This is a genomic window from Burkholderia mycopellens (assembly GCF_964265025.1).
Lineage (GTDB): Bacteria > Pseudomonadota > Gammaproteobacteria > Burkholderiales > Burkholderiaceae > Burkholderia.
This window is the reverse complement of sequence record NZ_OZ183803.1, coordinates 2,372,982-2,385,704: the sequence shown is the minus strand read 5'-3', so window position 1 is coordinate 2,385,704 and position 12,723 is coordinate 2,372,982. Positions and strand designations below refer to the sequence as shown.

Here is a 12,723-nt window from a genome sequence, read left to right as displayed (position 1 = left end):
GGTCTCCTTTTTCCGTTCCGACCCGAAACGGGATGTCCGCCGCCGATGCGGCGCGATTGCTCGCCTGCCGCCGTGAAGATGTAACAGACGTCACGAGCTTGCGCGTGGCGAAAAATGTGCATCGTGCGTCACCGTGCTTTCATCACTCGCAGAGAAACAATAAAAATATTGTGCACGGAGATAATTTAAATCAACCGAATTCGAATGATTTACCGATTCGTGAATATCTTGTTACGCTTTTTTCCCTGATTTACCGATGTCGGGAAGCAATGCGCGGGATTGTTGCCGGCAGGGAGTGGAGTGGCCCGAAAATGCCCATGAAAAGGTACTCTTCATACGCTTCTGAGCCCCGCCAGGCGGGCCCTTGCAGCGGCGGGTATAAAGATCCCGCAAAAAAATTCAAGCGTAAATACATTGCGCACCCATGGCGGGTTGTTTCAGTGCGTAACATTAAGTCATTGTCATATTGAGATAAACCCTAGGGATGGTATGCTTCGTGCACAAAAATTCCCACATTGGAGTGAGACCGTGATTTGTGCGTCATTGCCGGGAATGGCGGCACCGTGAAAGTGCGGTGCCGCGCCGGTATGCACAACGTCGGATAACCATAATGTGCAACCTGGCCGCCCCGCGACGCGATGTGTCGCGACGGCGCCGCCAATCGCAGCCCCGGCCTGGCTGCGTGGAGAGATCTACTATGTTCTTCGATGAGCTTAACGATGAAGAGTGGTTTCGTCTTTCAACGCTGATCGCCGATGAACCCATCCGGCTGAATCGTCGTGGGCGTCCACGAGCCGAACCGCGCGTCGTTGCCAACGCGGTGCTCTGGATCCTGACGACCGGTGAAGCCTGGTCGAAGCTGCCCGGTCGCTATCCGTCCGGGCCGACGTGCCGTCGCCGTTACGAGGAATGGCTGGCGTCCGGCACGCTGCTGCAGATGATCGACGTGCTGACCCAGTTCAGCGGGCGCACGTTCGCGTATATCCCGCCGCCGCCGGCGCCGGTCGTGTCCGCGCGTCGTGCCGAGCCTGCGCCCGACAACGATCGCTTGCGCGGCGTGTTCTGGCAGAACCCCGAATCGTGGCAATTGCCGGTCGCTCAGGCAAACGTTTGGCAGGGCGAGGGCGCGTCGCTGAGCGCGATGCCGGTCGATGAAGTGGTCGATCCGTCAGCCGTGTCGTTCGCGGTGCCCGGGGCGCCGTCGAGAGAGCTGCGCCCTGCGCGTGCGTCGTCGGCGAGCTTCGCCGCGGCCGAACCGCAAGTCGACGAATATCGCGGCTATACGATCTACGGCATTGCGCAGCCGGTGCAGAACCTGATGTATCGCGCGTGGGCCGAGATTTCGCAGCAAGGCCGGCGCGTCGAGCGCTCGGGCCTGATCGGCCCGCGTTTCACCGATGCCGAGGAAGCCGAGCAGTTCGCGCTCGACTGGGCACGCCAGTGGATCGATCGCCATGGCGCGAGCGACGAACCGGCGCGCGAGTCGCAAGGCGAGGTGCTGGCCGGCCTGTCCGCGCTCGCGCGTGCAGAGTCCGACATCAAGCGCTTCATCGCCGAGCGTCGCGCGACCACGCTGTCCGAAAGCCGCAACGATCCGGTGCAGCCGGAGCGCCGCGAGTACGTGTACCGCGTCGGCTGATCGCCGTACCGCCGAAACGCGCGGGCCGTCGTGTGCCACGACGCCCGCGCGGCAGTCCCGTCTTTCCATGCTTGCCGTGCCGGGGCGCCGCCGTCGAAGCGGCGCCCCGCGTGCACGTGCGTTACTGCCGGCCGTAGGTATCGTCGAAGCGGACGATGTCGTCCTCGCCGAGATACGCACCCGACTGCACTTCGATCAGCTCGAGCGGCATCTTGCCGGGGTTCTCCAGTCGGTGCGACACGCCGAGCGGGATGTACGTCGATTCGTTTTCGGACAGCAGGAACGTTTCGTCGCCGCGCGTGATGCGTGCGGTGCCGCAGACGACGATCCAGTGTTCGGCACGGTGGTGGTGCATCTGCAGCGACAGGCGTGCACCCGGTTTCACGACGATGCGTTTCACCTGGAAGCGTTCGCCCATGTCGACCGAGTCGTAGTGGCCCCACGGGCGATGCACCTTGCGGTGATCGGTCGCTTCCGCGCCGCGTTGCGCCTTGATGTGCCCGACGATTTTCTTCACGTCCTGCACGCGCGACTTGTCCGCGACGAGCACGGCGTCGGGCGTTTCGACGACGACGAGGTTCTGCGTGCCGACGCAGGCAACGAGGCGGCTTTCCGAATGCGCGAACGTCGATTCCGCGCCTTCGAACAGCACGTGGCCGCGGCCGACGTTCTCGGCCTCGTCCTTCGGCGAGATCTGCCAGATCGCGTCCCACGAGCCGACGTCCGACCAGCCGGCGTCGAGCGGCACGACGACGCTTTCACACAGTTGCGGCAGGCTGGCGAGCGGCTCCATCACCGCGTAGTCGATCGAGTTCGACGGTGACGCGGCGAATGCGTCGCGATCGATGCGGAAGAAATCGCCATCGGCCTTGCCCTGGGCGACGGCCTGCTCGCAGGCCGCATGGATCGCCGGTTCGAGCTGGCGGATCGCCTTCAGCCAGACCGATGCGCGAACGATGAAGATGCCGCTGTTCCACCAGTATTCGCCCGATGCGACGTACTGCTGAGCGAGTTCGAGATGCGGTTTCTCGACGAAACGGTCGAGGCGGCGCACGTCGAGGTTGCCCGTGGCGGCGTCGCCGAGCGGCGCGCCGACGCGGATGTAGCCGTAGCCGGTTTCCGCGTGCTTGGGCACGATGCCCAGCGTTGCGATCTTGCCTTGCGCCGCGCAGTGCACGCCGGCCGCGACGGCCGCGTGGAAGCGCGGCAGGTCGGCGACCGCGTGGTCGGCCGGCATCACGGTCATCACCGCATCGTTGCCGCCGGCGACGAGCCGCAACGCGGCGAGCGTCAGCGCGGGCGCGGTGTCGCGGCCGACCGGCTCGAGCATGATCGACGCCGATTTGCCGGTCAGGCGCAGCTGTTCGGCGGTGGTGAAGCGGTGATCCTCGCCGCATACGATCAGCACGTCGTCGTTCAGCGGATGGTCGGCCGCCAGGCCGTCGAGGCGCAGCGCGGTCGACTGCAGCAGCGAATGTTCGCCGAGCAGGCCGATCAGCTGTTTTGGAAAACGTTCGCGCGACATCGGCCACAGGCGCGTGCCGGACCCACCGGCGAGAATCACCGGTTGCACGGCGACGTGCGTGCCGGCGGCGGGGGCGGCGAAAGAAGAGTGGCGCGTTTCGGCAGCCACGGCCGGAGCATTCATGAGGACACTCTCCACGGTTGAAGTCAGTGCCTGTCGTTGTAGCACGAAGTAAATCGACAATAAAACCGGACCCATTGCCGGATATTCGCCATGAATTCATCCGGAAGGATTTCTCGCGCTGGCATCCGATGCAATTAAAAAAATAAAAAATAAATCCTTTTATCGGCTGGCCTTGACCGCCAGCAAAGGGTGAGCGGAAATCGTAAAGCTTCCGAAAAATTCCCGGCCCGCGAGCGCTTCGGGAAAACATGCCGATTTAATTCAAAAGTTTCCCGGAAATAATTTCCGATTATTTTTCGAAATACTTGTACGCTTGAGGCGAAAATTTCTTACCGCTTCAATAACGACATGCAACGTTTGAATCGAATGTGCGGCACCGGTCGCGCAAGGAGCAGTTCGGCAAACGCCTGTTCAAAGAGGAAGCAGACATGTTGAGCGTGCTGGCGAGAGTCATCGATATCGCGATGGTCGTGACGGGGGCGTTGATCGCCGCCGCGCTGCACGGCGGCAGCATCTGGCTCAACGACCTGCAGCGCACGATGATGCTGTTCGATTGCCTGCTCGTCGTCGTGTGTTTTCCCGCGTTCGGCATTTACCAGTCCTGGCGCGGCAAGCGTCTCGTCGGGCTGGTGGGGCGGGTGGCGTTCGCGTGGCTCGTGGTCGAACTCGCGGGCATCCTGTTGAGCTTCAGCTTTCATCAGTCGGGCGACCTGTCGCGGCTGTGGCTGGGTTACTGGGCGCTCGCGACGATGACGCTGCTCGCCGGCTCGAAGGCCTGCGTGCACGTCGTGCTGCGGCAACTGCGCCGCGGCGGCTACAACCTGAAGGCGGTCGCGATCGTCGGCGGCACGCCGGCGGCGCGGCGGCTGATCGCGCAGATGCGGGCGCGGCCGGAAGCCGGTTTCAACCCGGTGTGCGTCTACGACGAAAGCGAAGCGCCGGGCGAAGTCGCGCTCGACGACGTGCGCATCGAGCGGCAGTTCGAATCGCTGGTGTGGCTGGTGCGCAGCCGCGCGATCAGCGAGCTGTGGCTCACGCTGCCGATCACGGAGGAACGCCGGATTCACCATATCGTGACGGTGTTCCGCCACGACTTCGTGAATATCCGCTTCATCCCGGACGTGCGCACGCTGTCGTTCTTCAACCAGGAGGTGGTCGAGGTGCTCGGCGTGCCGGCGATCAACCTCGCGGCGTCGCCGATCACCGACGTGCGGATCCTGCCGAAGTTCGTGTTCGACCGGCTGTTCGCGCTGGCGGCGCTCACGGCGCTCGCGCCGGCGATGCTGCTGATCGCCGGCCTGATCAAGCTGACGTCGCGCGGGCCGGTGTTCTTCCGCCAGAAGCGCAAGGGCATCGACGGGCACGAGTTCGAGATCTACAAGTTCCGCTCGATGAAGGTGCACCAGGAAGCGGCGGGCCAGGTCACGCAGGCGAAGAAGAACGATTCGCGCGTGACGCCGGTCGGCCGGTTCCTGCGCCGCACGAGCCTCGACGAGCTGCCGCAGTTCATCAACGTGCTGAAGGGCGAGATGTCGGTCGTCGGCCCGCGTCCGCATGCGCTCGCGCACGACGACATCTACAAGGATCTGGTCAAGGGCTACATGTTCCGCTACCGGATCAAGCCGGGCATCACCGGGTGGGCGCAGATCAACGGCTTTCGCGGCGAGACCGACCAGATCGAGAAGATGATGGGACGCGTGAAGCTCGATCTGTACTACATGCAGAACTGGTCGTTCTGGCTCGACATCAAGATCGTCGTGCTGACGCTCTGGAAAGGCTTTACCGGCAGCAACGCGTACTGAGTACCGGGTACCGAGATCGCGCCGCGCAGGCATTCCGGTTTTACGAATTTCGAATCATTGGTCAAGAGGTCCGACACATCATGAATCTGACTATCATCGGCAGCGGTTACGTAGGTCTTGTCACCGGCGCCTGTCTCGCCGACATCGGGCACGACGTGTTCTGTCTGGACGTCGACCAGGCAAAGATCGACATCCTGAACAACGGCGGCGTGCCGATCCACGAGCCGGGCCTCAAGGAAGTGATCGCGCGCAATCGCGCGGCCGGCCGCCTGCGTTTCTCGACCGATATCGAGGCCGCGGTCGCGCACGGCGACGTGCAGTTCATCGCGGTCGGCACGCCGCCCGACGAGGACGGTTCGGCCGACCTGCAATACGTGCTCGCGGCCGCCCGCAACATCGGCCGCACCATGACGGGCTTCAAGGTGATCGTCGACAAGTCGACGGTGCCGGTCGGCACGGCCGAACGCGTGCGCGCGGCGGTGGCGGAAGAACTCGCGAAGCGCGGTGGCGACCAGATGTTCTCGGTCGTGTCGAACCCGGAATTCCTGAAGGAAGGCGCGGCGGTCGACGATTTCACGCGGCCGGACCGCATCGTGATCGGCTGCGACGACGACGTGCCGGGCGAGCGCGCCCGCGAGCTGATGAAGAAGCTCTACGCGCCGTTCAACCGCAACCACGAACGCACGCTGTATATGGACGTGCGCTCGGCCGAGTTCACGAAATACGCGGCGAACGCGATGCTCGCGACCCGCATCTCGTTCATGAACGAGCTGGCGAACCTCGCCGACCGCTTCGGTGCGGACATCGAGGCCGTGCGCCGCGGGATCGGCTCCGATCCGCGCATCGGCTATCACTTCCTGTATGCCGGCTGCGGCTACGGCGGTTCGTGCTTTCCGAAGGACGTCGAGGCGCTGATCCGCACGGCCGACGAGCACGGGCAGGCGCTGCAGATCCTGAAAGCGGTGTCGTCGGTCAACGCCACGCAAAAGCGCGTGCTCGCCGAGAAGATCGTCGCGCGTTTCGGCGAGGACCTGACCGGCCGCACGTTCGCCATCTGGGGCCTCGCGTTCAAGCCGAACACCGACGACATGCGCGAGGCGCCGAGCCGCGAGCTGATCGCCGAGCTGCTGTCGCGCGGCGCGCGCATCGCCGCGTACGACCCGGTCGCGCAGCAGGAAGCGCGCCGCGTGATCGCGCTCGATCTCGCCGATCACCCGAGCTGGCTCGAGCGCCTGACGTTCGTCGACGACGAGGCGCAGGCCGCACGCGATGCCGACGCGCTCGTGATCGTCACCGAATGGAAGATCTTCAAGAGCCCCGACTTCGCCGCGCTCGGCCGCCTGTGGAAAGCGCCGGTGATCTTCGACGGCCGCAACCTGTACGAGCCGGAGACGATGAGCGAGCTGGGCATCGAGTACCACCCGATCGGCCGGCCGGGCTCGCGCCAGGCCGTCGCCGCCCGAGTGCCGGGCACCGCGCCCGCAAGCGCGTAACCCGTTTCCCGTCACTCGTCACGAGATGCCATGTTCCGGAACATCCTGATCGTCTGTCATGCGAACGTCTGCCGCAGCCCGGCAGCGGAAATGCTGTTCAAGTCGCACGCCGCGTCGCGCGGCGGCCCGCGCCCGACGTTCCACTCGGCCGGCGTGCATGCGAACGACGGCGACGGCATCGATCCGGTGATGCGTCAACTGCTCGCCGAGCACGGCGTCGATGCGACGACCCATCGCTCGCGGCGGCTGTCGCGCCGGATCGTGCGCGACGCCGATCTGATTCTCGTCAGCGAGCGCGGACAGATTGCGGCCGTCGAGTCGGTCGATCCGTTCGCGCGCGGCAAGGTCCACCTGCTCGGCAAGTGGGAAGGCGCCGAGATCGCCGATCCGCACGGCGGCCCCGAGGCCGATTACCGCGAAAGCTACTCACTGATCGAACGCCTGGTTCAAGGATGGCTACAGAAACTATGCTGAAACGCCCGATGCGCCCGGTGGCGCTTGCCGTCGCGCTGACGACTTTCCTGTCGGCCTGTGCAACCGCGCCCGGCAACTACCTCGACTCGTCGAACCTGAAGGACGAAGGCCGGCAGCAAGCGGCCGAAACCTATCCGGTTCATTACATCGACGCCCAAGTGGTGATGGACCAGCTGCAGAAAGCGCAGGTCGACCATCCGCTGCCGCCCGGACGTTTTACCGATCCGTCGGAGTACGTGTACCGCGTCGGCCCGCAGGACATCCTCGGCGTCACCGTGTGGGACCACCCGGAGCTGACGACGCCGCAGGGGCAGTCGTTCTCGAGCGGCGGCAACACGACGCAGTCGGTCGCGGGCGCGCTGCAGCAGCCGTATACGACCGCGCTGCCGGGCCAGGCCGACCCGTACGGCCAGACGGTCGCCGCCGACGGCACGATCTTCTTCCCGTTCGTCGGCCGCATCAAGGTGGCCGGCAAGACGGTCGCGCAGATCCGCGAGCAGATGGCCACCTCGCTGTCGCGCTACGTGAAGAATCCGCAGCTCGACGTGCGCGTGCTGTCGTTCCGCAGTCAGAAGGTGCAGGTGACGGGCGAGGTGAAGCAGCCGGGCCCGCTCGCGGTGAGCGACGTGCCGCTGACGCTGGTCGACGCGATCTCGCGCTCGGGCGGCTCGACCAGCGAGGCCGACCTGCAGCGCGTGCGCCTGACGCGCGACGGCAAGCTCTACACGCTCGACGCGAACGGCGTGCTCGACCGCGGCGAAGTGCGGCAGAACGTGATGCTGCAGCCGGGCGACATCGTCAACGTGCCGGATCGCAGCGACAGCCGCGTGTTCATCATGGGCGAGGTCAAGACGCCGGTCACGGTGCCGATGCTCAAGGGCAAGCTGACGATCGCCGACGCGCTAACGGCGGGCGGCGGGATCCTCGATACCGACGCGAACCCGCGCAAGATCTACGTGATGCGCGGCATGCGCGAAAACCCGACGAAGCCTGAAGTGTTCCGTCTCGACATGACGCAGCCGGATGCGCTGATGTTGTCGAGCCGCTTCCCGCTTCAACCGCTCGACGTCGTCTACGTCAGCACGGCCGGCTCGGTGCAGTTCAACCGTGTGTTGCAGCAGGTGCTGCCGACGATCCAGACGATCTTCTACATGCGGCAGATCACGCGCTGATAGCCCGCCGGGGCGGCCTCTCCGCCCCGGCACCACTCAAGCGGGAACGAATGGTGAACACGCAAGCGAAACACTCCTACGCGGATCTGTCCGCGAAAACCGAGGAAGAGGACGTCGTCCTCGGCCAGCTGCTCCAGGTGATCATGGACGACATCTGGCTGCTGCTCGGTATCGCGGTCACGGTCGTCGCGCTCGCCGGCCTGTACTGCTACATCGCGAAGCCGGTCTACCAGGCCGACGTGCACGTGCGGGTCGAGAGCAACGACAACACGTCGCAGGCGCTCACGCAGACGCAGACCGGCGCGACGATCAACACCGGTCCGCAGCAGGCGCAGACCGATGCGGAAATCGAGATCATCAAGAGCCGCGGCGTGGTCGCGCCGGTGGTCGAGCAGTTCAAGCTGAACTTCTCGGTCGCGCCGAAGACGCTGCCGGTGATCGGCAGCCTCGCCGCGCGCATGGCGACGCCGGGTATGCCGGCCCGGCCGTGGCTCGGCCTGAAATCGTATGCGTGGGGCGGCGAAATCGCCGACGTCGATTCGATCAACGTCGTGCCCGCGCTCGAAGGCAAGAAGCTGACGCTGACGGCCGGCCCGAACGGCACCTATTCGCTCGTCGACCAGAACGGCATGCGGCTGCTGTCGGGCCATGTCGGCGAATCGGCGCAGGGCGGCGGCGTGACCCTGCTCGTGTCGAAGCTCGTCGCGCGCCCCGGCACGCAGTTCACGGTGGTGCGCTTCAACGATCTCGACGCGATCAGCGGCTTCCAGACCGGCATCCAGGTGACCGAGCAGGGCAAGCAGACGGGCGTCGTGCAGATCTCGCTCGAAGGCAAGGATCCGGACCAGACCGCCGCGATCGCGAACGCGCTCGCGCAGTCGTACCTGAACCAGCACGTGGTCGCGAAGCAGGCCGAGGCGACCAAGATGCTCGACTTCCTGAAGGGCGAGGAGCCGCGCCTGAAGGCCGACCTCGAACGCGCGGAAGCCGCGCTGACGCAGTACCAGCGCACGTCGGGCTCGATCAACGCGAGCGACGAGGCGAAGGTCTACCTCGAGGGCAGCGTGCAGTACGAGCAGCAGATCGCCGCGCAGCGCCTGCAGCTCGCGTCGCTCGCGCAGCGCTTCACCGATTCGCACCCGATGGTGATCGCCGCGAAGCAGCAGCTCGCGGAGCTGCAGGGCGAGAAGGACAAGTTCAGCAACCGCTTCCGCAGCCTGCCGGCCACCGAAGTGAAGGCCGTCCAGTTGCAGCGTGACGCGAAGGTTGCAGAGGACATCTACGTACTGCTGCTGAACCGCGTGCAGGAACTGTCGGTGCAGCGGGCCGGCACGGGCGGCAACATCCACCTCGTCGATTCCGCGCTGCGTCCGGGCGATCCGGTCAAGCCGAAGAAGGTGCTGATCCTGTCGGCCGCGGTGTTCCTCGGGCTGATCCTCGGCACGGGCGTTGTGTTCCTGCGCCGCAATCTTTTCCAGGGCATCGAGGATCCCGACCGCATCGAGCGCGCGTTCAACCTGCCGCTGTACGGGCTGGTGCCGCAAAGCGCCGAGCAGGCGAAGCTCGACGCACAGGCCGAGAAGGGCGGCAGCCGCGCGCGGCCGATCCTCGCGAGCCTGCGTCCGAAGGATCTCAGCGTCGAGAGCCTGCGCAGCCTGCGCACCGCGATGCAGTTCGCGATGATGGACGCGAAGAACCGCGTGATCGTGCTGACGGGCCCGACGCCCGGCATCGGCAAGAGTTTCCTGGCGGTCAACCTCGCGGTGCTGCTCGCGCATTCGGGCAAGCGCGTGCTGCTGATCGACGCGGACATGCGTCGCGGCCTCCTCGACCGCTACTTCGGCCTCACGTCGCAGCCGGGCCTGTCCGAACTGCTGAGCGACCAGTCGGCGCTCGAGGAAGCGGTGCGCGAGACGCCGGTGCAGGGCCTGTCGTTCATCTCGGCCGGCACGCGTCCGCCGAACCCGTCTGAGCTGTTGATGTCGACGCGCCTGCCGCAATACCTCGAAGGGCTCGGCAAGCGCTACGACGTGATCCTGATCGATTCGCCGCCGGTGCTCGCGGTGACCGATGCGACGATCATCGGCCGCATGGCCGGCTCGACGTTCCTCGTGCTGCGCTCGGGCATGCACACCGAAGGCGAGATCGCCGACGCGATCAAGCGCCTGCGCACCGCGGGCGTCGACCTGGAAGGCGGGATCTTCAACGGCGTGCCGCCGAAGGCGCGCGGCTACGGCCGCGGCTATGCGGCCGTGCACGAATACCTGAGCGCCTGATCCGCACCGCACGTAACCGGGCGGGCAGCGAGCGTTGCCCGCCCGGTCGACAGGAGAACCAACGATGAAAATTTCCGTGCTCGTTCCGACCTATCGGCGTCCCGCCGACCTCGCGCGCTGCCTGCTGGCGCTGCAGCGGCAGCATCGGCTGCCCGATGAGGTGATCGTCGTCGCGCGCCCGGAGGATGACGCCACGCACGAACGGCTCGCCGATCCGGCGGTCGGCGGCGCGCTGCCGCTGCGCATCGTGCCGGTCGACGTGCCGGGCCAGGTCGCCGCGCTGAACAAGGGGCTCGACTCGGCGAACGGCGACGTCGTCGCGATCACCGACGACGACGCCGCCCCCCGCCCCGACTGGCTCGCGCGTGTCGTATCGGTGTTCGAAGCCGATCCGCGCGTGGGGGCGGTCGGCGGGCGCGACTGGGTGCACGAGAAGGGCCGCGTGCTCGACGAATCGCGCGAGCTCGTCGGCCAGCTCACGCTGTCCGGCAAGATCGTCGGCAATCATCATCTCGGCGTCGGCGGCCCGCGCGAAGTCGACATGCTGAAAGGCGCGAACATGAGCTACCGCCGTGCCGCGATCGAGCGGCTGCGCTTCGACACGCGGCTGCGAGGCGCCGGTGCGCAGGTGCACAACGACATGGGTTTCAGCATGCAGGTGCAGCGCGACGGCTGGAAGCTCGTCTACGACCCGGCGATCGCGGTCGATCATTTTCCGGCGGAGCGCTTCGACGACGACCGGCGCGATGCCGCGTCGCTGAATGCGATCAGCAACGGCGCGTACAACCTGCACCTGATCCTGCGCGATCACCTTCCGCCGGTCCGGCGCGAGATCGCGTGGTGGTGGTGGACGCTGGTCGGTACGCGCGTCTACCCGGGCTTCGCGCACGTGCTGCTGTCGCTGCCTACGGCGAAGCGCGAGCGGATCCGGGCGCATTGGCGCGCGGTGCGCCGCGGCGCGCGCGATGCCCGCCGGGCGAACCCTGCCCCCCATCGTGCGGCGATGCCGCCGGTGACGTCTTGAACGCGCCGCGCGCGCCACGCCGCGCGGCCGAACCCGGAGAAGGGCTCGAATGACTGCAACCAAGGTTCACGTTCACCTGTTTTACGGCGCCGATCCGCGTACCTACCGGAAAGGCGAGAACATCGGCTGTCTGTACGGTTATCACCATGCCGAATCCGACGAATTCCGGCTGACCTATTCGCAGGATGCGGGCGAGAGCCGCGTCGCCAGCCTCGCGCGCCGCGCGCTGAAGGCGGTGCTCGGCTTCGACGTCGTGCATGCGTGGCGCAACCGCGCCGCGCTGCTGAACACCGACGTGATCTGGACGCACACGGAACAGGAGCATCTGGCTGCTGCGCTGATCCTGAAGCTCGCCGGTGCGCAGGGCAAGCGCCCGCTGCTGCTCGCACAGAGCGTCTGGCTGTTCGACAAGTGGGGCAGCTTCGGCGGCCCGCGGCGCTGGCTGTACCGCAAGCTGCTCGCGCGTGCCGACGCGTTGACCACGCTCGCCCGCGACAACGCCGACCTGTGCCGCCGCTACCTCGGGCGCGATGCCGAGTTCGTCTACTACGGGCTGAACACGCAGGATTTCCCGCTCACCGAGCCGCGGCAATGGCAACCGAACCGGCCGCTGCGGATCGCGGCGATCGGCAACGACCGCGACCGCGACTGGCGCACCTTCCTCGCCGCGTTCGGCGGCGACGAACGCTACGACGTGCGGCTCGCGACGCGGCGTCGCGTGCCGCGCGAGTGGCATGCGCCGAACGTGAAGATCGGCTCGGCATCGGGGCTCGCGAAGCAGCACGAGCTGTACGCGTGGGCCGACGTGATCGTCGTGCCGTTGCGGCCGAACTTCCACGCGTCGGGCATCACGGTGATGCTCGAGGCGGCCGCCGTCGGCAAGCCGATGATCGTGTCTGACGTCGGCGGGCTCGGCGACTACTTCCCGCCCGATACGGCCGCCTATGTGCCGGCCTTCGACGCGCAGGCGATGCGCCAGGCCGCCGATCGCTTCGCGGCCGATCCGGTTGCGGCGCTCGGCTGCGCGCGGGCCGCCGCCGCGTGCCTGCGCGAACGCGACCTGACCACGCAGGCGTTCGCCGAGCAGCACGTGCGGATCACGCGCGACATGCTGCGCCGGCGCCGCACGCCGGCAGCCGCGGGCCTGGCGATGCCGCTCGCGGATTCGCGCCCGTCGTCGCGGTGAGAGCGGATC

General features: G+C 66.4%; 10 protein-coding genes. 9 read left to right on the top strand and 1 reads right to left on the bottom strand.

Annotated elements, in window-relative coordinates:
• Positions 1-32: 32 nt before the first annotated feature.
• Positions 33-470: a hypothetical protein gene (locus ACPTTC_RS28930; RefSeq protein ID WP_423394923.1), complete on the top strand. Its 438-nt coding sequence runs from the start codon at positions 33-35 to the stop codon at positions 468-470.
• Between the two features lie 227 nt (positions 471-697).
• Positions 698-1,639 (top strand): transposase, encoded by a 942-nt coding sequence (locus tag ACPTTC_RS28925; protein WP_423395736.1) that lies wholly within the window; start codon positions 698-700, stop codon positions 1,637-1,639.
• Positions 1,640-1,760: 121 nt separating this feature from the next.
• Here ACPTTC_RS28925 and ACPTTC_RS28920 read toward each other — a convergent pair whose 3' ends face one another.
• A complete protein-coding gene (locus ACPTTC_RS28920) occupies positions 1,761-3,287 on the bottom strand; it encodes a mannose-1-phosphate guanylyltransferase/mannose-6-phosphate isomerase (RefSeq protein WP_423394922.1) in 1,527 nt (508 codons plus the stop codon).
• A gap of 428 nt (positions 3,288-3,715) precedes the next feature.
• Between ACPTTC_RS28920 and ACPTTC_RS28915 the strand changes: the two genes are divergently transcribed.
• The 7 genes from ACPTTC_RS28915 to ACPTTC_RS28885 all read left to right on the top strand — a co-directional run bounded on the left by ACPTTC_RS28915 (position 3,716) and on the right by ACPTTC_RS28885 (position 12,714).
• Positions 3,716-5,089, top strand: a complete 1,374-nt coding sequence (locus ACPTTC_RS28915; RefSeq protein ID WP_423394921.1) for an undecaprenyl-phosphate glucose phosphotransferase — start codon at positions 3,716-3,718, stop codon at positions 5,087-5,089.
• Between the two features lie 80 nt (positions 5,090-5,169).
• On the top strand, positions 5,170-6,582 hold the full coding sequence (locus tag ACPTTC_RS28910; RefSeq protein WP_423394920.1) for a UDP-glucose dehydrogenase family protein: 1,413 nt from the start codon (positions 5,170-5,172) through the stop codon (positions 6,580-6,582).
• Positions 6,583-6,612: 30 nt separating this feature from the next.
• Positions 6,613-7,056 carry a low molecular weight protein-tyrosine-phosphatase gene (locus tag ACPTTC_RS28905; RefSeq protein WP_175958463.1) on the top strand — a complete coding sequence of 148 codons (444 nt, stop codon included), beginning with the start codon at positions 6,613-6,615 and terminating at the stop codon, positions 7,054-7,056.
• Positions 7,050-8,228, top strand: coding sequence for a polysaccharide biosynthesis/export family protein (locus tag ACPTTC_RS28900; RefSeq protein ID WP_423395735.1), 1,179 nt, complete (start codon positions 7,050-7,052; stop codon positions 8,226-8,228). The genes ACPTTC_RS28905 and ACPTTC_RS28900 overlap by 7 nt, the downstream gene beginning before the upstream one ends.
• A gap of 50 nt (positions 8,229-8,278) precedes the next feature.
• A complete protein-coding gene (locus ACPTTC_RS28895; RefSeq protein ID WP_423394919.1) occupies positions 8,279-10,504 on the top strand; it encodes a polysaccharide biosynthesis tyrosine autokinase in 2,226 nt (741 codons plus the stop codon).
• A 64-nt stretch (positions 10,505-10,568) separates the two neighbouring features.
• Entirely contained in the window at positions 10,569-11,528 is a 960-nt protein-coding gene (locus ACPTTC_RS28890) for a glycosyltransferase family 2 protein (protein ID WP_423394918.1), read from the top strand.
• Positions 11,529-11,577: 49 nt separating this feature from the next.
• On the top strand, positions 11,578-12,714 hold the full coding sequence (locus tag ACPTTC_RS28885) for a glycosyltransferase family 4 protein (RefSeq protein WP_423394917.1): 1,137 nt from the start codon (positions 11,578-11,580) through the stop codon (positions 12,712-12,714).
• Positions 12,715-12,723 lie beyond the last annotated feature (9 nt).

Bases quoted from the DNA above. Each gene is read 5' to 3' on its own strand.
- ACPTTC_RS28895 (WP_423394919.1), top strand. From the start codon at position 8,279: ATGGTGAACACGCAAGCGAAACACTCCTACGCGGATCTGTCCGCGAAA.
- ACPTTC_RS28910 (WP_423394920.1), top strand. From the start codon at position 5,170: ATGAATCTGACTATCATCGGCAGCGGTTACGTAGGTCTTGTCACCGGC.
- ACPTTC_RS28890 (WP_423394918.1), top strand. From the start codon at position 10,569: ATGAAAATTTCCGTGCTCGTTCCGACCTATCGGCGTCCCGCCGACCTC.
- ACPTTC_RS28915 (WP_423394921.1), top strand. From the start codon at position 3,716: ATGTTGAGCGTGCTGGCGAGAGTCATCGATATCGCGATGGTCGTGACG.
- ACPTTC_RS28885 (WP_423394917.1), top strand. From the start codon at position 11,578: ATGACTGCAACCAAGGTTCACGTTCACCTGTTTTACGGCGCCGATCCG.
- ACPTTC_RS28905 (WP_175958463.1), top strand. From the start codon at position 6,613: ATGTTCCGGAACATCCTGATCGTCTGTCATGCGAACGTCTGCCGCAGC.
- ACPTTC_RS28920 (WP_423394922.1), bottom strand. From the start codon at position 3,287: ATGAATGCTCCGGCCGTGGCTGCCGAAACGCGCCACTCTTCTTTCGCC.
- ACPTTC_RS28900 (WP_423395735.1), top strand. From the start codon at position 7,050: ATGCTGAAACGCCCGATGCGCCCGGTGGCGCTTGCCGTCGCGCTGACG.
- ACPTTC_RS28930 (WP_423394923.1), top strand. From the start codon at position 33: ATGTCCGCCGCCGATGCGGCGCGATTGCTCGCCTGCCGCCGTGAAGAT.
- ACPTTC_RS28925 (WP_423395736.1), top strand. From the start codon at position 698: ATGTTCTTCGATGAGCTTAACGATGAAGAGTGGTTTCGTCTTTCAACG.